The following is a 23279-nucleotide window of genomic DNA, read 5'->3' on the forward strand; positions in this document are numbered from 1 at the left end:
GCTTCGGCCGCGGCCCCTTCGGGGGAGCCGGGATGCCCGCGGAGAAATCGATGACCTTCGGGCCGTCCGCGCGCCGGCTGATGCGGCGCCTGGATCCCGACCGCCCGAAACTCGTCATCGTGATCGCCCTCGCCGTGACCAGCGTGGTGCTGAACGTCATCGGACCGAAGATCCTCGGCCACGCGACGGACCTGATCTTCACCGGGGTGATCGGCAAGCAGCTGCCCGCCGGCACGACCCCCGAGCAGGCGATCGCCGCCGCCCGCGCGTCGGGCAACGACAACTTCGCCAACCTGCTCGCGGGGCTGGAGGACTTCGTACCGGGCCGGGGCATCGACTTCGGCGCGCTGGGCACGGTCCTGCTGTGGGTCCTGGGCATCTACGTCGCGGCGTCGGCCTTCGCCTGGATCCAGGGCTACGTGCTCAACGACGTGGTGCAGCGCACCGTGTTCCGGCTGCGCGAGGACGTCGAGGACAAGCTGAACCGGCTCCCCCTGCGGTTCTTCGACGGCCAGCCGCGCGGCGAGCTGCTCAGCCGGGTCACCAACGACATCGACAACGTGTCCCAGACCCTGCAGCAGACGATGAGCCAGCTGCTGACCTCGCTGCTGACCGTGATCGGCGTGCTGGCGATGATGTTCTTCATCTCGCCGCTGCTCGCGCTGATCGCCCTGATCACCATCCCGCTGTCGATGGTCGTCACCGCGCAGATCGCGAAGCGCTCGCAGAAGCACTTCGTCGCGCAGTGGGCCCACACAGGCACCCTGAACGCCCACATCGAGGAGGCGTTCACCGGTCACGAGCTGGTGAAGGTGTTCGGACGCCGCCCCGAGGTCGAGGAGGTGTTCAGGCAGCGGAACGAGGAGCTGTTCAAGGCCAGTTTCGGCGCCCAGTTCGTCTCCGGGATCATCATGCCGACGATGATGTTCATCGGGAACCTCAACTACGTCGCCATCGCCGTCGTCGGCGGCCTGCGGGTCGCCACCGGGTCGATGAGCCTGGGCGACGTGCAGGCGTTCATCCAGTACTCGCGGCAGTTCACCCAGCCGCTCACCCAGGTCGCCTCGATGGCCAACCTGCTGCAGTCGGGGGTGGCCTCGGCCGAGCGCGTCTTCGAGCTGCTCGACGCCGAGGAGCAGGCCCCGGACCCCGCGGTCCCGGTGCCTCCCACCGTCAGGCGGGGCCGCGTCGAGTTCGAGCACGTGTCCTTCAGCTACGACCCGGAGCAGCCCCTCATCGAGGACCTGTCCCTGGTGGCCGAGCCCGGGCACACGGTCGCGATCGTCGGCCCGACCGGCGCGGGCAAGACCACCCTGGTCAACCTCGTCATGCGCTTCTACGAGCTGGACTCGGGACGGATCACCCTCGACGGCGTCGACATCACCGCGATGCGCCGCGACGACCTGCGCTCGCACATCGGCATGGTGCTCCAGGACACCTGGCTGTTCGGCGGCACCATCCGCGAGAACATCGCCTACGGCAACCCGCGGGCCACCGAGGAGCAGCTCCAGGCCGCCGCGCGCGCCACGTTCGTCGACCGGTTCGTCCGCACGCTGCCCGACGGCTACGACACCGTGATCGACGAGGAGGGGAGCAACGTCAGCGCCGGGGAGAAGCAGCTGCTGACCATCGCCCGCGCCTTCCTCGCCGACCCGTCCCTGCTCATCCTGGACGAGGCCACCAGCTCGGTCGACACCCGCACCGAGGTCCTGGTGCAGCACGCCATGGCCGCGCTCCGCTCGGACCGCACCAGCTTCGTCATCGCCCACCGGCTGTCCACCATCCGCGACGCCGACCTCATCCTGGTGATGGACGCGGGGCGCATCGTCGAGCACGGCACCCACGACGAGCTGCTCACCGCGAGGGGCGCCTACCACCGCCTGTACTCGGCGCAGTTCAGCGGCGCCGTGGTCACGGACGACGAGGAGGCCGCCGTACGCTGAGCCCCGCCGCACGCCCGGCACCACCCGCACGCGTACACCGTGCGGGTGGTGCCGGGCGTCGCGGGTGTCCGGCGCGGCCGCCGGTCATCGCCATGACTCGCCATGACCCGCCCCGGCGGCTCAGGAGGGCGCGTCCCAGACCGGCCTGACCTCGACACCGGTGCCCTCTTCCCGGGCGCTTCCGGCCCGTACCGCGTCCCCTTGACCTCAACCGAAGGTGAGGTCTCAGGCTGGTCTGGACATCCCCACCATCGAAGGAGATCCGCATGATCCTGGTCACCGGAGCGACCGGCAAGGTCGGCGGGCAGGCCGTGTCCCAATTCCTCGACGCGGGCGTCGCGGTGCGAGCGCTGACCCGCGACCCCGCGTCTGTGACCCTCCCGGAGGGCGCCGAGGTCGTACGCGGCGACCTGGCCGACCCCGCCACGCTGGACGACGCCCTGGACGGGGTCGAGTCGGTGTTCCTTGTCTGGCCCACCCTCTCGGCCGACCACGCGGCGCCCGCGACCATCGAGGCGCTCGCCGGACGCGCCCGCCGGATCGTCTACGTCTCCGCACGCGGCGTCCCCGACCCCGTACCGGGCGCGCCCGAGCAGGACCCGGACTCGATCCTCGGCTCCCACGCCCTCATCGAGCGGCTGATCGAGCGGTCCGGGCTGGAGTGGACGTTCCTGCGGCCCGACGGGTTCGCCGCCAACACCCTGATGTGGGCCTCGCAGATCCGGGAGACCGGGACCGTCCGCTGGATCCACGGAGCCGCCTCCAGGGCGCTGACCCACGAAGGTGACATCGCCGCCGCCGGGGTGAGCGTGCTCACCGGCACCGGCCACGCCGGGGCGAGGTACGTGCTGAGCGGCCCCGAGACCCTGACCCAGGTCGAGCAGGTGACCGTCATCGGTGAGGCCGTCGGCCGGCCGGTCCGCTGGGAGGAGCTCTCTCCGGAGGTCGCGTTGCGCGAGCTGCTCGACCAGGGCTGGCCGCCCGCGGCGGCGGAGGAAATGATCGACGCGTACGCGCAGATGGTGACCTCCCCCGAGCCGGTCACCTCCACGGTGGAGGAGCTCACCGGGAGACCGGCCACCCCGTTCCGGCGGTGGGCGGCCGACCACGCCGACGACTTCCGTTGACGCACCCCGAGCCAGGGCCCGCATGAGGTTCAGAGCATGAGATCGCTTCAGCGCCGACCATTCGGCTCGGCAGGTCACCGCTGGACGGCCACCCTCCACGGTCAGGGCACCACACGTCTCATTTCGTCCTATATGGGACGCTCTCTGCCATGCAAATGAGAAGCGGCATAGCTGACGACATTTTTCCCATCGTTGCTCTGCACGTGGACAGTTGGCGTTCGGCGTACGCGGGGATCATGCCCGACAGTTTCCTGAACGGACCCCTGGCCGACGATCGGCTGGTGTTGTGGCGGGAACGGCTGGCCTCGCCCGTGCCGGGATCGGGGCTGTTCGTCGCTCGCGACGGCGACGGAGAGCTGGCCGGCTTCGTCTACCTGCTTCCGGCTCCCAGCGGGCGGATCCTCCTTGACAACCTCCACGTGCGGCCGGGGAGCACCGGCTCAGGCATCGGAACGCGACTGCTGCGGCGAGGGCTGGCGTGGGCGGCGGACGAGCACCCCGGCAGAGAGGTCTATCTGGAGGTGCTCAGTGCGAACACGCGCGCCATCGCCTTCTACGAACGACACGGCGCCCGCCGCACGGACGAGCGGATGTGCCGTTTCCCGCAGGGCTTTGAACTGCCCGAGTTCGAGTACGCCTGGCCGACGACCTGATCGGCCGGGTGCGCACTCGGGGCCCCGCCGCGAAACCGCAGAGCGCGGCGAGTGTCGCGAAGCGCACCGCCTTGGCGCGGCCGTTCTTGAGTACCGCCAGGTTGGCGGAGGTGATCCCGACACGGTCCGCGAGGTCGCCGACGGACATCTTCCGCCTGGCCAGCATCACGTCGATGTCGACGACGATCGGCATCAGACCACTTCGTCCAACTCGGCCTGCATCCGCGCCGCCTCGACGTCGCGCGCGACGGCCTGGGCGAGCAGCATCCGCAGCACGAGCACGATGAGCGCGACCCCCAAGATGGCCAGGCCAATCCCGCCCATGATGACGGTGACGCCCGGGTCGGCCCGCTGGCCCGGCGCGTTGAGGGCCGTGACCGCGAACCACAGGAGAGCGGCCGCCACGATCGCGCCGATCACGGCGTCCACGTACCGGAAGGCGGCGGAAGAGAACACGGTTTTGCGTCGGACCATCGTCACCAGCCGCCATACGCCGACCAGGGCGACTTGGGCCGACACCATGCCCAGGATCGTGATCACGCGCAGCGGGGTCAGCGGGAGCGACCCGTCTTCGGGGTCGCTCCCGCTGACCAACGTCCACACCATCAATGCCTGTACGAACACGGTGCCGGCGAGCACCACCACGAGGACGGCGCGAAGCGCACGCACTGTCAGCTTTCCCATAACCCATCTTTCTATCGATTTGCGATGAGAAACTATCGAATTTCGATAGGTTAGGCAAGAGCTGGGGCGGAGGGCAATGGCGGCTTCACACCGTGGCGGGACACCGTCGTCCCCGCCCATGGCATAGCGTGCGCGCGAACCATCTTGATCTTGTCGGAGTCGGTCTTGCTTGAGCGCAAATCGGACGCCACCCGACTACGCCGAAGCGTTGCGGCCGACGGTCCCTGGAAATGCACCGACAAGGGGCAGCCGGGTGGGGGCCTTTCGAGTCGTCCGCCCTCCCGGCTCACGCCGCCACGTCGAGGACGACGCGGAACCGGGCCTCACCGCTCATCATGCGTTCGTACGCCTTCGGCGCCTCCGCCCACGGCACGGTCTCGATCATCGGGCGGATACCGTGCCGCCCGCTGAAGGCGAGGTTGTCCTCGTTCTCGATCGAGCTGCCGGTGAGGCTCCCGCTGAGCGTGCGGGTCCCGAAGATGAGGTCCGCGGTGTTGACGGAGATGGGGTCGAGGGCGGCTCCGACGACCACCATGCGGCCACGAGCCGCGAGCCCGGAGACCAGCCCCGTCATCGAGGCACCGCTCGCGGCCGTCGCGATGATCGCGGCCGCGCCCCCGAGCTCCCGCAGAGCGGCACCCGGGTCCTCGCGAGAGCTGTCGATGTAGTGGTCCGCACCCAGCTGCCTCGCCAGCGCGGCCTTGCCCGTTCCCCGGGCGACGGCGGCCACGCGGTAGCCGAGCCTGGCGGCGTACTGCAGGCCGAGGTGACCGAGACCCCCGATCCCCTGAATGGCCACCAGAGCTCCCGGGGGGCCGTCCACCTGCTGCAGCGCCTTGAACGTGGTGAGACCGGCGCACAGCAGCGGCGCCGCCTCGATGGAGCTCATGCCCTCCGGAATGCGTACGAGCCCGCTTCCCCTGGCGAAGACGACCTCGGCGTAGCCGCCGTCCACGGTGGTCCCCATCTGGTGCTGGTTCGCGCAGTTGACGAAGTCGCCCCTCCGGCAGGGGTCGCACTCGCCGCACTGACCGCCCAGGAACCCGACGCCCACCCGGTCCCCCACCCGCCAGCCGGTCACGCCCTCGCCCACCGCGTCGATGACGCCGACGATCTCGTGGCCGGGGACGACGGGCCGTTCCGGGTCGGCCCGGACTCCCTCGACGGCGAGGAAGTCGGTGTGACAGATCCCGCAGCTCTCGACCCGGATCCGGACCTGCCCCACGGGCGGCTGCCGGAGCTCGCGGGTCACGAGCTCGAACTTCCGCGATCCGGTCACTTCGAAGGCGCGGTAGGTGGACATCGTTCTCCTCACAGGGGTTCGTGCCCGCTTCGCGACCGTGGCGGCCGGCGAAACGGTCCCGGGGGTGCCCCGGGCGTTTTCAATATGACCGGTCGTCTTAAAAGTGTCAACAGCGTCACGTCGCGGCGGGCGCTCTCGGCCCCCCGGCTTGACGGCACCCAAGACGACCGGACATATTGGAGGCGAGGGGGCGACCATGGCCAGGAAGAGCATGCGCGCGGAGATCGTCGGGGCCGCGCTGGAGCAGTTCCACATCCGGGGCTACAACGCGGCCGGCGTGAAGGACATCACCGACGCGGCCGGCACGCCGAAGGGGTCCTTCTACAACCACTTCGACAGCAAGGAATCCCTCGCCGTCGTCGCCCTGGAACACTACGGCGCGGGGCTCCGCATGGAGGATCTCGCCGACGGCGAGGTCGAACCCCTCACCCGCCTGCGCAAGCACTTCGAGTTCCTCCGCGACGAGACCGTGCGGCACGGATTCACCCGGGGATGCCTCATCGGTAACTTCGGCGCCGAGATCGCCGATCGCAGCGACGTCATCCGCACGGCCGTGCACCAGAGTTTCCAGCAGTGGACCGCCCTGATCGCGGCGGCGCTCACCGAGGCCCGGCGCGACGGGTCCCTGCGCCCCGATCTCGACCCGGAGGCGACGGCCCGCTTCCTCCTCGGCGCCTGGGAGGGCACCCTCGTCGTGGCCCGCGCCGACCGTTCGGCGAGCGCCTTCGACTCCTTCTTCACCGTCGCGTTCGGCACGCTGCTCGTCCGGGGCGACGACCACACCGGCACGTGACAGACTCCGCGAGCTCGCGACCGTGCCACGTACCGGAAATCGGCGGTCACGACGCGTCCCCGGCCCTTCCCACCGCCTCCCGGGCCCTTCCCGCCGCTTCCCGGACCGGCCCACGGGCGGGCCCCGGGGCCGCCCGGCCCGTGCGGGTGGGGCAGCATGGAGGGGTGAGCGAGGGTACGAGCACGCTGGCGGAACTGCTGGCCGAGGGCGGCGTCCTGGTGCTGAGCGGCGCCGGGATGTCGACGGAGTCGGGGATCCCCGACTATCGGGGACCGGGCGGCACCCTGACCCGGCACACTCCCATGACCTACCAGGCGTTCGTCGGCGATCCGGTGGCCAGGCGGCGCTACTGGGCCCGCAGCTACATCGGCTGGCGGGCGATGACCCGGGCCACGCCGAACAGCGGCCACCACGCCGTCGCGTCCCTCCAGCGGCGGGGCCTGCTGTCCGGCATCGTGACGCAGAACGTCGACGGCCTGCACCAGGCGGGCGGCGCCGGGGCGGTCATCGAGCTGCACGGCAGCCTGCGGGACGTGGTCTGCCTGGGCTGCGGCCACACCAGCCCGCGCGAGGAGCTGGACCACCGCCTGACCCAGGCGAACCCGCACTTCGGCGCCCGGCCCACCGCGATCAACCCGGACGGTGACGTCGAGCTGCGGGACGAGGAGATCGACGCGTTCCAGATGGTCGGGTGCCGGGCGTGCGAGGAGGGGATCCTCAAGCCCGACGTCGTCTTCTTCGGGGAGACCGTCCCGGCGGAGCGGGTGCGCGAGTGCTACGCGCTCGTGGAGGGAGCGCGCCTGCTCCTGGTCCTCGGCTCGTCGCTGACGGTGATGTCGGGCCGCCGGTTCGTGCTGCACGCCGCGAAGCTCGGCATCCCCGTGGCGATCGTGAACCAGGGCCCGACCCGGGGCGACGGCTACGCGGCCCTCACCGTCGACGCCCCCCTGGGCACGGTCCTTCCGGAACTGGTCCGCCTCATTGACACCGGAGCGGTGTCCACCGGCTCGCCGCACTGATCCGCCGGTACGAGCGCGACCCGTACGACGGCACCGGTGCGGCCGATCCGGGGTCGCGTTCCGTCCGGCACGTCGAGTCTCCCGCCCCGCTGAAGGCGAACCTCCTTTCGGCCCCACAGGCGGTCCTTGACGATTCGGCCCCACAGGCGGTCCTTGACGATTCGGCCCCACAGGCGGTCCTCGACGATGTCCGCGGACCGGCGACGATCTCGCGGGGGCCGTTGGGGTCAGGGGTTCCAGAGGCGGGCTATCCGGGGTGCCGCCCGGGCGGCCTGGGCGCGGCCCGCCCGGGCGGCGGGGGCACGGCGGGCCGGGTCCATCATGCCGCCGAGACCTCTGCCGACGACCTTCTTCCACGCTTCGGGCTCGGGCTCGATCAGCGCCGCCCCGGCGTCCGGACCCAGCTCGGCGATCTGCTCCGCCACCCCCTTCATGACGCCGCCGCCGCGTGTCACGGGCGCGAGCACGACGACGCGGTCGTAGCCGGCGGCCAGGTCGACGTTGCCCGGGGAGCACATGCCGCCGTCGATGTACCGCCGTCCGCCGACGGTGGCCGGCGGGCGGGTGCCCGGTCCCGCGGTACTGGCCGCGACGCAGTCCACCAGGTCCGCCCCGCTTCCGGCCTCGAACGTGACCCGCTCGCCGGTCCCGGCGTCCACAGCAGTGATCATCAGCGGCCGATGCGGCCACTCGTGTACCTCGCCGAGCCAGCGGGCGATCTCCGCCCGGCGTTCGGCCTCCGGCGCGGTCCTGGCCGCCAGGGCGATCCTGCCCATGCGGGCGCCGAACTCGGCGGTGGTCCTCGACCGGCTCAGCGTCCAGATCAGGCGTACCAGGCCGGACGCCGAGGTCCCGGGAGCACGCTCACCGTCCGGTGGCGCGAGCTGCCCGCCGTACAGGTGCTCGACATCGACGCCGGCGGCGAGCTGGGCGCCCACCACGGCCCCGGCGGAGGTGCCGATCACCAGATCGGCCTCGCCCAGGTCGACACCGTGCTCGGCCAGACCGGCCAGGACGCCGATCTCCCACGCGATGCCGACGATCCCGCCACTGCCCAGCACCAGTGCTCTGCCCGCCATCGTCTCTCCTCCCCATCCCCTGCTCGGACCTGCTCAGATCTGGTCTGTCGTACGGTCGACGAAACCGAGAACGCGGTCGGTGACCAGGCCGGGTGCCTCCAACGGGATCGCGTGGCCGATGCCGGGCACGATCTCCGCGTGGCGCAGCGGCAGGAGCCGCCGGGCACGGGCGAGGGCCCGGGCGGGCCGCATCAACGTGGTGCGCGCCGCGAGGAGGAGCTGCGTGGGCACGGTCACACGGCGGAGCTCGTCGTCGGTGAACCGCCGCGCGGGACTGCGGTGCGGGCGGAAGGCGTGGGCGCCGAGCAGAACGGGATCCATGATCTCGGAGCGCTCGACCAGGGCGTGCACGGCCAGAAGGCGGGCCAGTGCGGGTCGCCAGGACGCGGGCGCCCGCATCGCGAACACCGCCGCGAACAGGCCGAGGAGGAACCGAGCGGGCACCTTCTCCAGGCCACCGGGGTCGAGCAGCGTGACGGAGGCGAGCCGCTCCGGCCGGTGGACGGCCTGGTTGAGCACGAGCCAGCCACCGTAGGAGAGACCGACCAGATGCGCGCGGGTCAGGTCGAGACCCGCGAGGACCTCCGACAGCCAGGCCGCGGCGTCGCCGGAGCCGGTCACGGGCCTGCGCTGCACGCTGCCGCCGGGGTCGTCGATCGTGTCGATCGCGTAGACCGGACGGTGCCGTCCGAACTCGGCCACCTGGTGGTACCAGGTGGAGGCGTTGGCACCGTGCCCGTGGAGCAGCACGATCGGCTCCCCCGCCACCGGCCCGCAGCGATAGACCCTGGTGGTTCCGAACCCGGTCTCCACGTCGATCGTGTCGTGGGGCGGCCACAGTGTCATCGCGGTGTCGTAGGCGACCCGGAACTCCCGTTCCACCGCCTCGCTGGTGAAGCGCCCGACCTGAGCGCGGGTGCCACCGTCCATGATCTGCCCCCTTATTAAGTTGGTACAGCCGTATAGGGTACGGTTGTACCAACTAATCGAGGCCCTGTCCATGGAGAGGTCGCATGAGCCGCGCCGACAACCGGGAGAGCCGACGCAACGACATCGCCGAGGCGCTCCTGCGGGTGATGGGCACGCGCGGGCTGCACGCCGTCACGATGCGCGCCGTCGCCGCGGAGGCGGGCGTCTCGCTCCACCTGGTGCAGCACTACTTCGACACCAAGGAGCAGCTCACGCTCTTCGCGCTGCGGCGGCTCGCGGAGCAGATGGCGGAGCGGCTGAAGGCGAGGCTGGCCGGGACGCGCCGGCCGCGCGAGGTGCTGGAGGCCATCCTCACCGAGTCGATCCCGACCGACGAACGCAGCCGGATCTTCCACCTCGCCTACACGTCCTACGCGGTGCTGGCCGTCACCGACGAGGCGCTGGCCGCGCACCCCTTCCTGGCCGCACCGGACGCGATGGAGTCGTTCGTGGCCGACCGGCTCGCCCAGGCACGGGACGAGGGCAATATGGCGGCGGACCTCGACCCCCGTACGGAGGCGATCGTGCTGCTGGCCACCGCCGCCGGACTGGGCATCGCCGTGCTGGCCGGGCAGCGCGACGCGGAGAGCGCCCTGGCGGTGCTGCGCGGGCGGCTCGCCCGGCTCATCCCCGCGTGACCCCGGCTTGACCCCGCGTAGCTCCGGCTCGTCCCGTACAGGACTGGCCGGTTCCCCCGCCGGTTCCCCGGCCGGGGAACCGAGCCGGGCAGGCCCCTCGGAAGCAGGCCGGTGGTCGGTGGTGCGGGCCGTTACGGCCGTCCCGGTCTAGTTACGGCCGTCCCGGTCTAACGGTCGCCGCTCGCCCGGTCCGGCACGCCCAGCACGGACCGTACGACGACGTCGGTGTCGGCGAGGTCCTCCAGCACCAGCTCGGGACCGGCCTCGCCCAGGACGCTCGCGTCGTTGAAGCCGGTGGCCACCGCGATCACCCTCGCTCCGCCTTCATGACCGGCGCGGACGTCGTTCGGCGTGTCGCCGATCAGCACGGTGTTGCGCGCGGTGAAGGGCTCCCCGTACTTGCCGGCGGCGCGCCGCTGCGCGAGGGCCACCAGCGCGGCGCGGTCCTCGTGGTCGGTGCCGTACGCGCCCACCTCGAAGTCCACGAAGCCCTCCAGCCCGAACACGGTGAGCTTGCCGATCGAGACCGGCTCGGTGTTGCCGGTGAGCACCGACTGCACCACGTCCCGGCGTTCCGCCAGCGCCGCGAGCACCTCGCGCGCTCCGGACAGGGCCCGGCCGCGCTCCCGCATGACGGCCTCGCGCACGACGAACGCCTCGGCGAGAGCGACGTAGAAGGAGTCGAGGAGCCGGTCCGACACCTCGACGTCGTGCGCCTGGAAGATCTCGGTGATGATCGCCCGCTCGGTCCGCCCGGCCACCTGCACCGAGTACTCCATCCGGCGGCCGGTGGTGGCGTGCAACGCGTGGTCGTAGGTGTCGGCGGTGACACCGCCGGCGTCGATCAGCGTGTGGTCGATGTCCCACAGCACGAGCGTTCTCGGGGAGCTCACCGCCCGAGCATAACCAAGCCCGGATCGCCGGGGCTTGACGGCCCGGCCTCCCGGAAGGGCACGGATCCCGTCACCGGCGGGGCCGGAGCCCGAAGCGAACAGCGCGAACGGCGCGAACGACATCGGCACGGCCGCCCACGGCCGCCAGAGGTCGACCCGGGCGTCAGAGGTCGACCCGGGCTATGAGCGGCAGGTGGTCGCTGCCGGTGGCGGGCAGGGTCCAGGCGGCGACGGGGACCGCCGCACGGGTCATGACGTGGTCGATCCGGGCGAGAGGGAAGGCGGCGGGCCAGCTGAAACCGAACCCCCTCCGCGTCGAGACCATCCGGGAGGTGAGCGGGGCCAGGCCACGGTCGTCGAGGGTGCCGTTGAGGTCGCCCAGCAGGACGACCCTGTCCAGCTTCTCCGAGGCGACGGCCGCCCCCAGCTTGGCGGCGCTCTCGTCCCTGCGGCCTGACCCGAAACCGTCCGACGGCCGGATGCGGATCGAGGGAAGGTGGGCGACGTACACGGCCACGTCCCCGTGCGGCGTCCGCGCGGTGACCCGCAGCCCGCGGTTCCAGTCGGTACCGACGCCCGCGGGCCTGATGTCCACCGGCCTCGGGTCCGTCAGGGGATACCTGGACCAGAGGCCGACGGTGCCCGCGACCGCGCGGTGGGGGTGGCCGGACGCGAGGGCGTTCTCGTAGACGGGCCGGACGGCAGGCGTCAGCTCCTCCAGGGCGACGAGGTCGGCCCCGGCCCGTACCAGGGCCAGCGCGGTCCCCTCGTGGTCGGGATTCTCCTCGCCGACGTTGTGCTGGAGCACGGTCAGGTCGCCCCCCGCCGCCCGGTCGGCGGGCAACGCCCGCCCGCCGAACACCACGACCCAGACCACCGCGGGCAGCACCAGGGACAGCGCCGCGAGGGCCGAGCGGCGCAGCAGCGCCAGACCCAGCAGCACCGGAACGGCCAGGCCCGCCCAGGGCAGGAAGGTCTCCAGCAGGCTGCCGAGATTGCCCACGGCGTTGGGCACCACGGCGGGGAACGCCGTCAGCCCCGCCACCAGCACGGCCGCCGACGCGAGAACCCACCCGCGCGGCCGTGACTTCGAAGGCCCGCCGGACCTTACGTCCGGCGTGTCCCGTCCCCACGCCCGGCGCCCGGCACGACGGGCGCTCCGCCCCTCGCCGCCGGCCTTCCGATCTTCGACGCTCATACACCCGACCGTACGATCATCACGACCCGGCCGGGCCTCCTCCGGTGAGGTGAACGGACAGCTCGCCTCACAAGACCTGAGCCCACGCCCTCCAGTCTCGGAACGCCCGGCAGGAGGCCACCCATTCGCGGGATATCACGTCCTCAGGCTGTCGGCAGGCGCCCGGCGAGCCGGTCCAGGCCCTGCCTGATCATCTGCCCGTACCCGTCGTCACCGAGCACGCCAACGGCGGCGCGCCCGCGTTCGAGGTGGTCGCGCGCCCGGTCGAGGTCACCGAGCCTGCGGTAGGCGTCACCCAGGTTGAGGTGCAGGGAAGGGTAGAAACCGCTCACGGGACCGGCGACACCCGCCTGCCGAGCCCGCTCGTCGGTGACCAGGTCGGCCGCCTCCAGGGCGCGAAGGTCCCAGAGCAGCTCCTCCTTCACCTCGTCCTGGACGTCGGCCATCGAGTGGGCGAGAGCGCAGCGGTGCAGGGGGTCGCCCGTCACACCGATCTCCTCCCACAGCTCGGAGAACAGCTTCCGTGCGGCCTCTCGCTCACCGCGCCGCCCCAGCTCGACACCTTGGCCGATCCTGGCCATCGTCACATCGGGCTCGGTCATCCGGTCTCCTCAACAATCCTCAGCAAAAGATCAACAGTGCTCGGCGACTGTAACGACCACCACCGACACAAAGCCGGACCAACCGTGCCGACATCGATGCCGGCGCGCGAGCCTCAGCCGCCCCCGGTCAGGCCACCCGGCGATCCCTGAGCTTCCGCCGCTTCCCTCGCCGGTGGGTCGACGTCGAACAGGCGACCCACCAGGGCGCCCTGACCGGCCTGGAGGACGTGGGCGGTCTCCAGCGGGATCCAGAAGCACTCGAAACGGGTTGGTTCTCCCTCCCCGTCATGGTCCTCCTGGCTGTTCCACCGCTCCGGAACGTCCCCGGTCAGCTCCAGGTGGAAGAAATGGCGACGCTGGACCTCGAACCGGTAGGGGGTGATGTCGTACTCGGTCGTGCCGAGTTTCCGCACGATCCCGAACCCGGGCAGGCCCGTCTCCTCCCGTGCCTCGCGCAGTGCCGCCGCCTCGGGCGTCTCACCGGGCTTGACGGTCCCGGCGGGAACCTGGATCCCGACCTCCTCGTAGCTCTCGTCGACATGCCGGAACACCAGCAACCGCCCGTCGCGTACGACGTAGCACAGCACCTTCTCGGTGTTCACCTTCCCGGACAACGTCGCACTCCCTCTCGCCGGCTCTCCCGCTCGCTCACATCGCCTCTTCTTCCTCTCCGGCGGTGGTGTGCCGGTCCTACTCCCCCAATGCCCCCGTCGACGCGCTTCCGCGGGGCGGTCGCCGCCCCGCACCCCAGTCCCACATCGCCTGGAGGACGGGGCCGAGGTCACGCCCGCGGGAGGTGAGGCTGTAGCGCACCCGGGGTGGCCAGTCGGGCCGACGGTGGCGGTCGAGCACACCGGCCTCGGTCAGGTGCGCCAGCCGATCGGACAGCACCTTGTCCGACAGCGCGGGCAGCGCCCGGCGAAGCTCGCTGAACGTACGGTCGCCCCGCAGCAGCTCACGGATGAGCAGGGTCGTCCAGCGCCCGTGCAGGGCCGCCAGAGTGATCTCCACCGGGCATGACGGGGTGGGTTCGGTGACGCTCGCGCGAGGGTCGTCGGGCAGGCCCGGGAAACCAACCGTTTGGTGAGCCACGAAGGCGCCTCCTAGCGTTGCCGCGTCTGACTGATTTCTACCTGACCGCGATGTCTACCTGACCGCGGTTTCTACCCGACCGGAAGGAAACAGGTCGATGACGCGACAACTGGCCGAACGCCCCGAGGACGTGCCCGCGGTCTTCGCCGAGCGCTTCAACCACGGTGACGCGGAGGCGGTGGCGGAGGTCTACGAAAGCGGAGCCGTGTTCGTCCCGGAGCCGGGCTCACCGCTGACCGGCCAGCAGATCGACGCCGCCAACGGCCGGTTCCTGGCCCTGGGCCTGCCGATCGCCGTCCGGCCACGGCACGTCTACACCACGGGCGACCTCGCCCTGCTGATCGTCGACTGGGTCATCGACGGCACGACCCGCGACGGCCGGCCCGTGCACATCCAGGGCACCGCGACCGACGTCGCCCGACGCGGACAGGACGGGTACTGGAGGTACGCCATCGACAACCCCTTCGGCGTACAGGAGGAAACCGGTGGCCGGGAAACAGTGGCGCGCACACCCCCGGACGTACCGGCATGACCGCGCCCCAGGGCAACCTCATTGCCATCGGCATTTATCTGCCTAATGGGAGCACTAAAGGTCTTTAAGTGCACCGCAAGACATTTGTAAGACCCTCGGCTTATCACTGAAGGACACCGACGCCGAGGAGTCCCCCCATGAGCAGCCTCCCACAGCTCTCCCGCAAGCCGCGGCGACCCGTGCCCGACAGCCCCCCATCACGCCCCCGGCGGGCGGCCGTCGCCATGACCGGCACCCTCCTGCTGAGCCTGACCGGCATCGCCGCGTCGGCACAGCCGGCAGCCGCCGCGACCGCACCGTTGAAGGGCGCAGGAACCTGCGCGAACATCGACTTCGTCATCCGGCCCCAGTCCGCGTTCCCCGACACCAGCCGGGGACGTTACGACTTCAGGGCGCAGTCGACCACCGTCCAGAAAGCGGTCCTGTGTCTCGTCAACGCCGAACGGACCGGTCTGAAACCGCTGAAGAGATACCTCTCGCTGGGCAAGAAAGGTGGCCCCACGCTCGGGGCCGCCGCCACCAGGCACGCCGCGGACGCCGTCAGACTGCGCTGGTGGGGAAAGGTGGAGCCGGGTAAGAACTGCCGCCCCGTACAGGGCGACCCCGGCCGGTGCGACCCGCACATCAACCCGCAGACCGGCTCGACCCCGCTGAGCCGCGCCCAGGCCGTGGGCTACGGTCGCCGCTGCGCCTCGTTCTCCATCGGCGAGAACACCTACGCGGGGTGGGGAGCCTCCTCCGTCACGCCCCGGGCGGCCGTCACCTGGTGGATGAACAGCAAGCCACACCGCGACACCATCCTCAACCCGGCTTTCACCGAGCTGTACACCGCTGTCGCCTGGGAAAGCGCGGATCCGGCTGCCGGGTCCACCACCCCGGCCGCGACCTACGTGCAGGTGTTCGGACGCTGCGGCTGAGGTAGTTCGTCGGGCTGCCGGCAGCCAGTGAGTAGACCAGCAGCCCCTCGGACGATGAGCCGCGGACTACGGGGTGCCGGTTCCAAAGGCGTCCGTTCCGCTGCCGCTGCCGCGGTCGTCGAGGACGAGGGCGGCCCGCCCGTTGACGGTGTAGCGGATGTGCGTGACCTCGGGGGTGTGGATCACCCTGGTGGGCGTGAGCTCGATCGCCTCCTTCTCCGCGAGGTCGAGGCCGAGGCCCGCGCCGAGGTCGGCGTCGAGCAGGCGCATCCCCCTGCCGAGCACGGTCGGGACGATGTGCAGTTCCAGCTCGTCCAGCAGACCGGCCTGGATGACCTGGCGCAGCAGGGTGCCCCCTCCGGCGACCGCCACGTTCTTGCCCCCCGCGACGGCGCGTGCCTGCTCCACGGCACTGGCGATGCCGTCGGTCACGTAGGTGAAGCTCGTCCCGCCCTTGCGCACCAGGGTCTCGCGGGGGCGGTGGGTCACGACGAACACCGGCGCGCGAAACGGCGGCTCGTCACCCCAGGGGACCTCGCCTCCGTCCGCCATGTTCCGCCCCATGACGTAGGCCCCGGCGGCCTCGAACGTCTCGGCCATGATGTCGGAGTTGACGTCCCGTTCGCCGCCCGCGAAGCCCTGCCGTTCACGCCAGGCCGCGGCGTCGATCACCCATCGGGTGACCCGGAAGAAGCCCGCGGCCTCCGCCGACTGCAGCCAATCCCTCGCCTCGCCGGTGTGTCGCGGGCCGGCGTAGTGGCCGTCGAGTGAGACCGACATCTGTGCCGTCACCTTTGTCATGTCGCTTCGCTCCTGTTCCGGCGACCCCCCGAATGGGACCCGCTCGGTAGGGAGTCGGAGCCGCGGACCGGATCTCTACATGCCCGCACCGAAATCTTGACGCCACCGGACGCCCCGGCCTCGCGGCGGCAACGTTCACCGGGTTGTGACGGCAGGGCGGGGTCGGCCGAAATCCGCTTTGGGCCGTGTGGGAGAGGCTCTACCGTGGCGGGGTGGCGACTCAGATGATCATTATCAACGGTGGTTCCAGCTCGGGGAAGTCCGGGATCGTCCGGTGCCTGCAGGCTGTTCTTCCCGATCCGTGGCTGGCGTTCGGCGTCGATTCGCTCGTCGACGCGATGCCCGCGAGGATGCGGGCGTCGGACGAGGGGCTCGAGATCGGCGCCGACGGCGGGGTGAGCGTCGGGCCGGACTTCATGGCGCTGCAGTCGGCCTGGATGCGGGGCGTCGCGGCCATGGCCAGTACCGGCGCCAGGGTCATCATCGACGACGTCTTTCTCGGTGGAGCCTCGTCCCAGCGGCGGTGGCAGAGGGTTCTGGACGAGCTGGACGTGCTGTGGGTCGGTGTGAGATGTGAGGCTGCGGTCGCCGCGGGCCGCGAGGTCGCACGTGGAGACCGGGTCCAGGGCATGGCCGCGTTGCAGGCGGACATGGTTCACGACGGCGTGGTTTACGGCGTGGAGGTGGACACGACGCATACCGAGTCCCTGGTGTGCGCGCGGACCATCGCCGCCCGCGTCAGCTGATCGGCGGCTCGGCTCCCGGCCGCCCGGCTCCTGCCCCTCTTGATGGGAATGTCGACGGGAGATGAAAGCGCCCGCGCCGTGCTGGATCCAGTGCGATGTCCACATACGTTCACCGGGTCCGGTGACACGCCGGTCGACGTCCGTGATGCCGGGGCTACGGGAGGTCCGCACGACTTCGCTAATCCTGCAGGAAATTGCGCACATACCGTAGGACCAGGAACCAGGTCGATCCGGGATGCTCCAGGGCGACGGCGTCCGCTCGGCGCATCCGGCACAGCAGCCTCCGCTCGGCGCCCTCGGGGTCGATGCCTTCGTCGGTGCAGGCCTCGACGTCGTACTCAGGCCGCTCCTCCTCCAGCGCGTGGAGGAAATACGCCAGCGTCTCGATGCTCGTGTTGAGCAGGTGGGGAGAACCATCCTCCGGGATGGAGTACACCACCCCCGTGACCGTGTCCACGATGACGTCATCCAGGGCAATCCCTCCCAGGGACAGCCAGGCCGACATGTCGAACGGACAGCTCGGATACTTCCGCGCGACCGCCTGCCACGCCTCGCCGCCGATCCGCAGGTCGCCGTCAAGAAGGAACTGGTCCGTCTCGAACCAGCCGACCTGGTCCGGCAGGCCGACCTCCCGCAGGAAGGTCCGGGTCGGCTCGTGCGCGATCGCGGCGAGTGCGCGGTCATCCAGGGTGACCAGCTCATCGGCGGGGAACACGGACTCCATCATGGTCCGGTCGATCAAGGGGCTCATGGATCCGTATCCTCGCGCTGAGCGGCAGTCCGCAGCGACCAGCAGGGCGACGGGCGGCGCCGGCGTCCCAGACGCCGACCGGCGTGTCAGCGGACCCGGTGAACGTCTGTGGACACCGCATCAGGGAGTGTCGCTGACCCGTGCGCGCCACAGGTCGTCCTGGGTGCCCGTCTTGTGCCAGAGCCGGGCGACGCCGTCTTCCAGGTCGGCGGCCACGGGCCCCTGGTGACCGATCCTGCGCAGTATCGAGTCGATGGTCATCTCCGCCTCTTCCACCGCGTGGTCGCCATCGCGCGCGACGCCGAGGACGAGGAACCGGACGCCTGGCGGGCGCTGTCGCGCTTGATCCGCCGAACCGCCGCCGAGCTGCGGCTGGCCACCTGGCTGTCGATCTGGTTCACCAGTACTTGGGAGCAGTTCCACACCGACCCCGAGGAACGGCGGCTGTGCCACACCCTGCTGAAGATCCTCGACCGGCTCGTCCGCCGCGCCCAGGCCGACGGCGACATCGGCCTGGCCGACCTCGGCGGCGATTGACGGCCACCTTCACCGCCTCCGGGAGCAGATCGGCGAGGGCTGCGGCGATCGGCAGGCCGTGGCGTCTTCGATTGCTGTGGTCAGCCGGTCAGGTGGAGCGGTGGTGCACCCATGCTCGCCCTGCCTCGGCGGCTCGCGCACGGAAATCGCGTCCTTCCACCGGGCCGAACCGCGCCTTGTACAGGCGGAACAGCGTCCACAGCGCGGCCAGGGCGGTGACGGCGTCCGCGGGTGCGGACCGCCAGGCGGGCACCTGGGCGAGAAGTGCCTCGGTCTGCTCGGGGGTGTGGCCCGCCTCGATGAAGCGGGGTGCGAGCATGACGGCATCTATCCAGGCCGCACCGCGCGCCGCGAACGCCCAGTCGATGACGTACGGCCGACCGTCATCGATCCGGAAGTTGCCGGAGTGCAGGTCGTAGTGGAGAAGGGTGTCGCCGTCCAGGGCCTCGGGGCTGAGCTTGTCGAGCGCCGTCTCGTACATGGCCCGGTGCGGCAGCTCCTCGGGAGGAAGAGCGAGCAGTCGCGCGGCCTTGGCCTGGAGCGTCGCGATGTTCGCGACGACGTCCGGAACATCGCCTGGGCACGGGGTGAGCGCTTCGTTCAGGACGACCAGGGTGTCCAGCACGAGCGGCACATCCGGCGAGCCGGGCGACAGGTCGGCGTCGCGACCGTCGACGTACTCGTGCAGCAGCACGATCCACCCCTCCGCCTCGCCGCTCCACCGCAGGCGGGGGGTGGGCAGGCCGGGCGGCAGTACGGTGCCGGCTCGTCGTTCCCCCTCGTACAGGAACGCGGCTGGACTGGCGGTGGAGACGGCCTTGAGGAAGACGGTCCCGCCGTCCTCGGTGTGCAGCCGGGCAGCGAGGCCGGGCATGAGACCCTTGGTCACCGGTTCGGCCTTGAGGACCGGGCCGATCTGCTGCTCGACGGCGTGACGCACGTTGCCGGGCAGGTCGTCCCACTGTGGTTTCACGGTCAGTTCTCCCTCGGGTCGTCGGCGCAGCCCGCGTAGCACTGGCTGCATTGGCTGGCGGGGATCCACAGCTCAGGGACGACAGGCAGACCGGCGGCTCGTATGGCCTCGACGGTAGCTCCGATCGCGGCCACGGGATCGTGAATCGCGTCCTCAGGGGTGTCGACGGGTGCGTGGTGAATGAACCGGCCAGCGATCATCGTGCAGAAGTCCTGGTACTCGCGGGTGTAGGCGAGGAAGGCGTGCCAGCCGATGTCCACTTGCTTGGAAGGGGACAGACGTGCGTCCGGGTTGAGCGCGCACGCGACCAGAAACGCCAGGGCCTGCTCCATGACGTGCACGGCGTCTTCCGTCGGGATGTCCTCCTCACGGGCGATGCGGTCGGTCAGGAATCCGAACAGCTTCTCGGGGATGAGGGTACGAGGGTGTGTCAGCTCATCGTCGGTGAGCCGAACCGTTGTGGCAGAAGCCATTGCAGCCTCCATGCGGGTATCCGGGCGAAGTCGATCCGGAGTGAGCCTGCTTCGACGCTAAGGACGGCATGCCGTACGGCTCAACGGAATGTCTTCAGATTTCTTCAATATCGTGCAGGGCACGGTCAATCAGCTCGTGCGCGCGCTCCCCATATACGGCGAGACGGTCCAAACCGCCGAAGTGCCGCTCATACAGCGCGATCTCCCGAGGCTGGGTCACGTTCAGCCCGGCCGTGACGGTCTCCGTCATGACGATCCGCGAGTCGAAGATCCAGTACCCGGCGTGCGGACCGAGCTCGATGTCGGCATGCCGGGGGATGACGCCGACGTGCAGACGCAGCGGAAGCGCCTCCATCTCGGCGTGGATGTGCGCGAGTTGATCGCGCATCACCTCCGGGCCGCCCACCCACGTGTCGAGGGCCTGCTCCGCCATGATGACGTGGAAACGCCGATCCCCCATCCGCAGGATCGCCTGCCGACCAAGCCGGGCGCCGACCGCCGCCTCCAGGTCGTCGTGGACGAGCTCGTAGAAGGCAGCGGACCTGGCCATGATGACCCGGGCGTAGTCACGAGTCTGCAGGAAGCCGGGGATGTGGAAGGGTTCGAAGATCCGGAACAGGCGCGTGTTCAGGTCCTCGTTCCTGATGGCGTTCTGGACGCGCCGCTGGCCACCGCGCATCTGGCGTTTCCACTCGACATACTGGGCGTCGATCGTACGGACGGTGGCGATCAGTTCGAGGATCTGGTCCTCGGCGCCACAAACACGACACCAGGTGCGGATGTCCGCCTCGGTAGCGTTCTGCCTGCCCAGCTCCAGTTTGGAGACCTTTGGGGCTCTCCAACCGGCCCGCTCCGCCAGATCACGGCCGGACAGCTCCGCGTCACGACGGAGTTCCCGCAGACGTGCGCCTAGGGCTTCGCGGGCCTGGTCGGTGGGAGGGAGCACGAGGCGTGACGGAAATCAGACGTAGTCGGCGTGGGGAACACCGCGTGACCAGGTGAGATCCCGGGCCGCGCGGTAACGCTCGATCAACTGCGAATCGGTCTCGACGACGAAGGCGCCGGTACGGCCATCCCCGGGAAAGACGCTGAGGACGAGTCGGTCGTCGTCGAACAGCCAGCAATCCTCGGCGGGAAAGTCCACATCCGCCGCGAGGTGGCGCGGCAGGTACCGGATGTCCTCGCCCGCCTTCACGTTGTCACCGGCGATGGCCAGTAGCCACCGGGTGTAGTCCGTGTGTGGCACAGTGACGACTCGGAGCCGCTGAACCTCGCAGCCGGCCGACGTCACCTGCCGGATGAACCGCTGCCAGGGCCGCCGCCAAGCCAGGTCGTCGTACGCTCCGGTCAGCCACTTCCGCAGCGGCTCGTCCTCCTGGGCGACCCGGTAGGTGTCCTTCAGCTCCAGGTGCCACGCCCGCTTCGCATCATGGAAGCAGGACTGGAACTCCTCATATGTCATCAGGTCCACGAGCCTCCTTGGGCAGATGATCCATCAGCCTGCGGGGAACCCGCAAGACGAGCTCGTCGTCGGGGATGGTTCCGATCACGGTCAGCGCGTCGGGGTCGGTCACCGTGAACCCCTGGATGACGTACTCGTCGGTCGCCTCGTCCACCCACAGGGTCGGAGAGTTACCCCCGTCAGTCTCCCTACCAAGCCAAACCAGGGCCATGGACTCGCTCCCGTCTGACGGTTTCTCTGGATTTCCCGAATAATCCGTCGAGACGCCCTTGCCGTCAATAGTTCATAGACCACTCGCCCCGCCTAGCACCTTGCCTGAGCTCGCCAGTTCGACTTGTAGGTAGATCGATTTACTTGCCTTCAGCAGTCAGAGTGTCCCGACGGGTAGCCACCACACCGGCGACGTGCACAGCCGCCTGCACAGGATCTTGGTGTTCCCAAACCCGGATAACCAGCCAGCCTTCCTCCTCCAGAAGACGATCGGTCTCCGCGTCGCGCTCCTTCGTCCTCCGGACCTTTTCCGCCCAGAAACTTGCGTTGGTCGCTGCCACGGTGTGATGTTGCGGGCAGCCGTGCCAGAAGCAGCCGTCCATGAACACGGCGACCTTCGCCCTGGTGAACACGAGGTCTGCGGTCCGGCGAACTACCTTGAGCGGGCGGTATGAGACGCGATAGCGGAGCCCGAGCGCGTGCGCGGCCCGACGAAGAGCGAGCTCTGGTTTGGTGTCACGGCCCTTGTTAGCCCACATAACTGCCCTAGCCATAAGGCCGGCTTGTGGCTCTTCTCCTTATTCGCACACCTATTCTTGCAAGTTTCATAGCCCCTCTCCAAATCTAAAGACATAAAAGCTTCAGAAAAAATTAAGATGAAGCGAGAATATAGTGGCAGACTAGGTAGAAGCATGAGACGCCCAGCAAGCCGGACACCTGCGCAAGGCCATCATTGTTCTACAGAACTACGAGGTCGCCCGAGGATGAAAAGCTCACTGAACTGGATAGCCAGTGAAACTATCGCCATCCCGGTAAACTAGGGCGATTTTCGCGGACTCTAAAAGATCCCGAAGATCCTCTTTTGGTTCTTCGGGCAGCAGGACAGCAATTGCCGGGCAGGCAGGGATGACATGACGACGATAATCCAGCAATTGACCGATCGCCATGCGTATCGACTGTCGCGAACTGTTGCCTTTTACCTCGTACAACACGTGTGCCGTGGCGTCATATAGATCGGTGAGCAGCACAGACGTGAGCCCTTTTACCTTGATCTGAAAACGCTTAACCTGGTGCTGATGAGCTTCTAGGAATGCCTGAAAATCAGCCGAAATCTTTGCCTCTCGCCGCTCTGTCGTTGTCTTAGGAATCGCTGATCGAGAACTTGTTGTCTTATTGCTAGTCTCTGGCTCGACCATCACACTCGTCGTAACATCCGCCGGGACAGCGATAGCCTCTGTTTTTTCTGCTGGAGGGATGTAGTCTAATTCATTTCGGGGAACCGCCCCAACCGGACGCATTCGGAAGACAATAACCCGGCGGAGCACCCCTTTCTTGTTTGGCGCTTGTCGGATGACATAAGGCTCTTCGAGATCTAACGCAAACTCACCGATGTACCGCTGCTCCTTGGTGCCAGAACCAGGAACTTTACCTACAGCCTTGAAGACGTGAAGCGCGCGGCAATCGTCGATGTGGTGAAGGACTGCTCGATTGCCGTTCCCTGCCTGCCCTTCAAATGTCTGGTCAGCTTGGCCATGGCCGGTGTACTCGAAGATAGACCCCTTCTCATCTTCTTGGGCTAACCAGCCGTCGAAGTACCCCGACTGCTCCCCGGCACTTGGGTCTGAGTAGATCAGAACGTTCGGTGTCGTGGCAGAGGGGACGATGCCGCCTTGCGTCCCACCACCGAAGATCTCCTTCATATCGGCACGCGTAGTGATCAATCCGGGACTGATTGACATATCGGTCATATGATGACTTTAGACGCCTCCACCGACAACCAAGATCTCAAGAATTAAGTTCTAATATTTCCGCTATACCGGCGGTAGGTATTGACCTGCGGAAATGCTTGTCCTGGCGTCGACCAGGGTGCAAGAGGTGCCAAAT

General features: G+C 69.1%; 29 protein-coding genes and 1 pseudogene. 10 read left to right on the forward strand and 20 right to left on the reverse strand.

Going from position 1 to position 23279, the window contains the following annotated elements:
- Positions 1–32: 32 nt before the first annotated feature.
- The 3 genes from ACTOQ2_RS27230 to ACTOQ2_RS27240 all read left to right on the forward strand — a co-directional run bounded on the left by ACTOQ2_RS27230 (position 33) and on the right by ACTOQ2_RS27240 (position 3723).
- The gene (locus tag ACTOQ2_RS27230; RefSeq protein WP_440103290.1) at positions 33–1943 is read left to right on the forward strand and encodes an ABC transporter ATP-binding protein; all 1911 of its coding nucleotides are present in this window, start codon (positions 33–35) and stop codon (positions 1941–1943) included.
- A gap of 266 nt (positions 1944–2209) precedes the next feature.
- Entirely contained in the window at positions 2210–3070 is an 861-nt protein-coding gene (locus ACTOQ2_RS27235; RefSeq protein ID WP_440103292.1) for an NAD(P)H-binding protein, read from the forward strand.
- A gap of 236 nt (positions 3071–3306) precedes the next feature.
- The gene (locus ACTOQ2_RS27240; protein WP_440103293.1) at positions 3307–3723 is read left to right on the forward strand and encodes an N-acetyltransferase family protein; all 417 of its coding nucleotides are present in this window, start codon (positions 3307–3309) and stop codon (positions 3721–3723) included.
- A gap of 37 nt (positions 3724–3760) precedes the next feature.
- Here the strand turns inward: ACTOQ2_RS27240 and ACTOQ2_RS27245 are convergent.
- From ACTOQ2_RS27245 to ACTOQ2_RS27255, 3 genes and pseudogenes are all read right to left on the reverse strand, one after another.
- Positions 3761–3916: pseudogene (locus ACTOQ2_RS27245) on the reverse strand (helix-turn-helix domain-containing protein); the annotation flags it as partial.
- The gene (locus tag ACTOQ2_RS27250; RefSeq protein WP_440103295.1) at positions 3916–4407 is read right to left on the reverse strand and encodes a DUF2975 domain-containing protein; all 492 of its coding nucleotides are present in this window, start codon (positions 4405–4407) and stop codon (positions 3916–3918) included. The gene ACTOQ2_RS27250 and the pseudogene ACTOQ2_RS27245, both read right to left, overlap by 1 nt.
- Positions 4408–4693: 286 nt before the next feature.
- The gene (locus ACTOQ2_RS27255; protein ID WP_440103297.1) at positions 4694–5710 is read right to left on the reverse strand and encodes an alcohol dehydrogenase catalytic domain-containing protein; all 1017 of its coding nucleotides are present in this window, start codon (positions 5708–5710) and stop codon (positions 4694–4696) included.
- Between the two features lie 196 nt (positions 5711–5906).
- On the opposite strand from ACTOQ2_RS27255, the gene ACTOQ2_RS27260 reads away from it, so the two are divergent.
- Positions 5907–6503, forward strand: a complete 597-nt coding sequence (locus ACTOQ2_RS27260) for a TetR family transcriptional regulator C-terminal domain-containing protein (RefSeq protein WP_440103299.1) — start codon at positions 5907–5909, stop codon at positions 6501–6503.
- Between the two features lie 164 nt (positions 6504–6667).
- Positions 6668–7522 carry an NAD-dependent protein deacetylase gene (locus ACTOQ2_RS27265; RefSeq protein ID WP_440103301.1) on the forward strand — a complete coding sequence of 285 codons (855 nt, stop codon included), beginning with the start codon at positions 6668–6670 and terminating at the stop codon, positions 7520–7522.
- A 227-nt stretch (positions 7523–7749) separates the two neighbouring features.
- On the opposite strand, the gene ACTOQ2_RS27270 is transcribed toward ACTOQ2_RS27265, so the two are convergent.
- The gene (locus ACTOQ2_RS27270) at positions 7750–8601 is read right to left on the reverse strand and encodes a patatin-like phospholipase family protein (protein WP_440103303.1); all 852 of its coding nucleotides are present in this window, start codon (positions 8599–8601) and stop codon (positions 7750–7752) included.
- Positions 8602–8634: 33 nt separating this feature from the next.
- Positions 8635–9531 (reverse strand): alpha/beta fold hydrolase, encoded by an 897-nt coding sequence (locus ACTOQ2_RS27275; protein WP_440103305.1) that lies wholly within the window; start codon positions 9529–9531, stop codon positions 8635–8637.
- An 83-nt stretch (positions 9532–9614) separates the two neighbouring features.
- Between ACTOQ2_RS27275 and ACTOQ2_RS27280 the strand changes: the two genes are divergently transcribed.
- Positions 9615–10208, forward strand: a complete 594-nt coding sequence (locus ACTOQ2_RS27280; RefSeq protein ID WP_440103307.1) for a TetR/AcrR family transcriptional regulator — start codon at positions 9615–9617, stop codon at positions 10206–10208.
- 167 nt (positions 10209–10375) lie between these two features.
- On the opposite strand, the gene ACTOQ2_RS27285 is transcribed toward ACTOQ2_RS27280, so the two are convergent.
- From ACTOQ2_RS27285 to ACTOQ2_RS27305, 5 genes are all read right to left on the reverse strand, one after another.
- Complete coding sequence (locus ACTOQ2_RS27285) at positions 10376–11101, reverse strand: HAD hydrolase-like protein (RefSeq protein ID WP_440103309.1); 726 nt, start codon at positions 11099–11101, stop codon at positions 10376–10378.
- A gap of 163 nt (positions 11102–11264) precedes the next feature.
- Positions 11265–12299, reverse strand: coding sequence for an endonuclease/exonuclease/phosphatase family protein (locus ACTOQ2_RS27290; protein ID WP_440103311.1), 1035 nt, complete (start codon positions 12297–12299; stop codon positions 11265–11267).
- A 143-nt stretch (positions 12300–12442) separates the two neighbouring features.
- The gene (locus ACTOQ2_RS27295) at positions 12443–12901 is read right to left on the reverse strand and encodes a hypothetical protein (RefSeq protein WP_440103313.1); all 459 of its coding nucleotides are present in this window, start codon (positions 12899–12901) and stop codon (positions 12443–12445) included.
- Between the two features lie 113 nt (positions 12902–13014).
- Entirely contained in the window at positions 13015–13515 is a 501-nt protein-coding gene (locus tag ACTOQ2_RS27300; RefSeq protein ID WP_440103315.1) for an NUDIX hydrolase, read from the reverse strand.
- A gap of 76 nt (positions 13516–13591) precedes the next feature.
- Positions 13592–13993 (reverse strand): winged helix-turn-helix transcriptional regulator, encoded by a 402-nt coding sequence (locus ACTOQ2_RS27305; RefSeq protein WP_440103317.1) that lies wholly within the window; start codon positions 13991–13993, stop codon positions 13592–13594.
- Between the two features lie 97 nt (positions 13994–14090).
- Between ACTOQ2_RS27305 and ACTOQ2_RS27310 the strand changes: the two genes are divergently transcribed.
- Both ACTOQ2_RS27310 and ACTOQ2_RS27315 read left to right on the forward strand, forming a co-directional pair.
- A complete protein-coding gene (locus ACTOQ2_RS27310; RefSeq protein ID WP_440103318.1) occupies positions 14091–14525 on the forward strand; it encodes a YybH family protein in 435 nt (144 codons plus the stop codon).
- 137 nt (positions 14526–14662) lie between these two features.
- Complete coding sequence (locus tag ACTOQ2_RS27315; RefSeq protein WP_440103320.1) at positions 14663–15442, forward strand: CAP domain-containing protein; 780 nt, start codon at positions 14663–14665, stop codon at positions 15440–15442.
- A gap of 66 nt (positions 15443–15508) precedes the next feature.
- Here the strand turns inward: ACTOQ2_RS27315 and ACTOQ2_RS27320 are convergent, their stop codons facing one another.
- Complete coding sequence (locus tag ACTOQ2_RS27320; protein ID WP_440103322.1) at positions 15509–16243, reverse strand: dihydrofolate reductase family protein; 735 nt, start codon at positions 16241–16243, stop codon at positions 15509–15511.
- A 212-nt stretch (positions 16244–16455) separates the two neighbouring features.
- On the opposite strand from ACTOQ2_RS27320, the gene cpt reads away from it, so the two are divergent.
- The gene (cpt, locus tag ACTOQ2_RS27325) at positions 16456–16989 is read left to right on the forward strand and encodes a chloramphenicol phosphotransferase CPT (protein WP_440103324.1); all 534 of its coding nucleotides are present in this window, start codon (positions 16456–16458) and stop codon (positions 16987–16989) included.
- Positions 16990–17167: 178 nt separating this feature from the next.
- Here the strand turns inward: cpt and ACTOQ2_RS27330 are convergent, their stop codons facing one another.
- Together ACTOQ2_RS27330 and ACTOQ2_RS27335 are read right to left on the reverse strand one after the other, a co-directional pair.
- The gene (locus ACTOQ2_RS27330; RefSeq protein WP_440103326.1) at positions 17168–17740 is read right to left on the reverse strand and encodes an SUKH-4 family immunity protein; all 573 of its coding nucleotides are present in this window, start codon (positions 17738–17740) and stop codon (positions 17168–17170) included.
- A gap of 120 nt (positions 17741–17860) precedes the next feature.
- Positions 17861–18001, reverse strand: a complete 141-nt coding sequence (locus tag ACTOQ2_RS27335; RefSeq protein ID WP_440103328.1) for a hypothetical protein — start codon at positions 17999–18001, stop codon at positions 17861–17863.
- 18 nt (positions 18002–18019) lie between these two features.
- Here ACTOQ2_RS27335 and ACTOQ2_RS27340 point away from each other — a divergent pair, with 18 nt between their 5' ends.
- Positions 18020–18277 (forward strand): hypothetical protein, encoded by a 258-nt coding sequence (locus ACTOQ2_RS27340; protein ID WP_440103330.1) that lies wholly within the window; start codon positions 18020–18022, stop codon positions 18275–18277.
- An 88-nt stretch (positions 18278–18365) separates the two neighbouring features.
- Here the strand turns inward: ACTOQ2_RS27340 and ACTOQ2_RS27345 are convergent, their stop codons facing one another.
- The 7 genes from ACTOQ2_RS27345 to ACTOQ2_RS27375 all read right to left on the reverse strand — a co-directional run bounded on the left by ACTOQ2_RS27345 (position 18366) and on the right by ACTOQ2_RS27375 (position 23143).
- Positions 18366–19250, reverse strand: a complete 885-nt coding sequence (locus ACTOQ2_RS27345; protein WP_440103332.1) for a phosphotransferase family protein — start codon at positions 19248–19250, stop codon at positions 18366–18368.
- A gap of 2 nt (positions 19251–19252) precedes the next feature.
- A complete protein-coding gene (locus ACTOQ2_RS27350) occupies positions 19253–19723 on the reverse strand; it encodes a glycine-rich domain-containing protein (protein WP_440103334.1) in 471 nt (156 codons plus the stop codon).
- Between the two features lie 94 nt (positions 19724–19817).
- Positions 19818–20669, reverse strand: coding sequence for a helix-turn-helix domain-containing protein (locus ACTOQ2_RS27355; RefSeq protein ID WP_440103335.1), 852 nt, complete (start codon positions 20667–20669; stop codon positions 19818–19820).
- Positions 20670–20684: 15 nt separating this feature from the next.
- On the reverse strand, positions 20685–21185 hold the full coding sequence (locus tag ACTOQ2_RS27360; protein WP_440103496.1) for a DUF6879 family protein: 501 nt from the start codon (positions 21183–21185) through the stop codon (positions 20685–20687).
- A complete protein-coding gene (locus ACTOQ2_RS27365; protein ID WP_440103337.1) occupies positions 21175–21339 on the reverse strand; it encodes a hypothetical protein in 165 nt (54 codons plus the stop codon). The genes ACTOQ2_RS27360 and ACTOQ2_RS27365 overlap by 11 nt, the downstream gene beginning before the upstream one ends.
- Positions 21340–21535: 196 nt before the next feature.
- Positions 21536–21949 carry a very short patch repair endonuclease gene (locus ACTOQ2_RS27370; protein WP_440103339.1) on the reverse strand — a complete coding sequence of 138 codons (414 nt, stop codon included), beginning with the start codon at positions 21947–21949 and terminating at the stop codon, positions 21536–21538.
- Positions 21950–22168: 219 nt separating this feature from the next.
- The gene (locus ACTOQ2_RS27375; protein WP_440103341.1) at positions 22169–23143 is read right to left on the reverse strand and encodes a hypothetical protein; all 975 of its coding nucleotides are present in this window, start codon (positions 23141–23143) and stop codon (positions 22169–22171) included.
- Positions 23144–23279: the final 136 nt, after the last annotated feature.

It is taken from the genome of Streptosporangium sp. H16, assembly GCF_051918855.1.
Taxonomy (GTDB): Bacteria; Actinomycetota; Actinomycetes; order Streptosporangiales; family Streptosporangiaceae; genus Streptosporangium.

Coding starts and splice junctions, on each gene's coding strand:
- ACTOQ2_RS27230 (WP_440103290.1), top strand. CDS start 33: ATGCCCGCGGAGAAATCGATGACCTTCGGGCCGTCCGCGCGCCGGCTG.
- ACTOQ2_RS27235 (WP_440103292.1), top strand. CDS start 2,210: ATGATCCTGGTCACCGGAGCGACCGGCAAGGTCGGCGGGCAGGCCGTG.
- ACTOQ2_RS27240 (WP_440103293.1), top strand. CDS start 3,307: ATGCCCGACAGTTTCCTGAACGGACCCCTGGCCGACGATCGGCTGGTG.
- ACTOQ2_RS27250 (WP_440103295.1), bottom strand. CDS start 4,407: ATGGGAAAGCTGACAGTGCGTGCGCTTCGCGCCGTCCTCGTGGTGGTG.
- ACTOQ2_RS27255 (WP_440103297.1), bottom strand. CDS start 5,710: ATGTCCACCTACCGCGCCTTCGAAGTGACCGGATCGCGGAAGTTCGAG.
- ACTOQ2_RS27260 (WP_440103299.1), top strand. CDS start 5,907: ATGGCCAGGAAGAGCATGCGCGCGGAGATCGTCGGGGCCGCGCTGGAG.
- ACTOQ2_RS27270 (WP_440103303.1), bottom strand. CDS start 8,601: ATGGCGGGCAGAGCACTGGTGCTGGGCAGTGGCGGGATCGTCGGCATC.
- ACTOQ2_RS27275 (WP_440103305.1), bottom strand. CDS start 9,531: ATGGACGGTGGCACCCGCGCTCAGGTCGGGCGCTTCACCAGCGAGGCG.
- ACTOQ2_RS27280 (WP_440103307.1), top strand. CDS start 9,615: ATGAGCCGCGCCGACAACCGGGAGAGCCGACGCAACGACATCGCCGAG.
- ACTOQ2_RS27290 (WP_440103311.1), bottom strand. CDS start 12,299: ATGAGCGTCGAAGATCGGAAGGCCGGCGGCGAGGGGCGGAGCGCCCGT.
- ACTOQ2_RS27295 (WP_440103313.1), bottom strand. CDS start 12,901: ATGACCGAGCCCGATGTGACGATGGCCAGGATCGGCCAAGGTGTCGAG.
- ACTOQ2_RS27310 (WP_440103318.1), top strand. CDS start 14,091: ATGACGCGACAACTGGCCGAACGCCCCGAGGACGTGCCCGCGGTCTTC.
- ACTOQ2_RS27315 (WP_440103320.1), top strand. CDS start 14,663: ATGAGCAGCCTCCCACAGCTCTCCCGCAAGCCGCGGCGACCCGTGCCC.
- ACTOQ2_RS27320 (WP_440103322.1), bottom strand. CDS start 16,243: ATGACAAAGGTGACGGCACAGATGTCGGTCTCACTCGACGGCCACTAC.
- ACTOQ2_RS27330 (WP_440103326.1), bottom strand. CDS start 17,740: ATGAGCCCCTTGATCGACCGGACCATGATGGAGTCCGTGTTCCCCGCC.
- ACTOQ2_RS27335 (WP_440103328.1), bottom strand. CDS start 18,001: ATGACCATCGACTCGATACTGCGCAGGATCGGTCACCAGGGGCCCGTG.
- ACTOQ2_RS27350 (WP_440103334.1), bottom strand. CDS start 19,723: ATGGCTTCTGCCACAACGGTTCGGCTCACCGACGATGAGCTGACACAC.
- ACTOQ2_RS27360 (WP_440103496.1), bottom strand. CDS start 21,185: ATGACATATGAGGAGTTCCAGTCCTGCTTCCATGATGCGAAGCGGGCG.
- ACTOQ2_RS27370 (WP_440103339.1), bottom strand. CDS start 21,949: ATGGCTAGGGCAGTTATGTGGGCTAACAAGGGCCGTGACACCAAACCA.
- ACTOQ2_RS27375 (WP_440103341.1), bottom strand. CDS start 23,143: ATGACCGATATGTCAATCAGTCCCGGATTGATCACTACGCGTGCCGAT.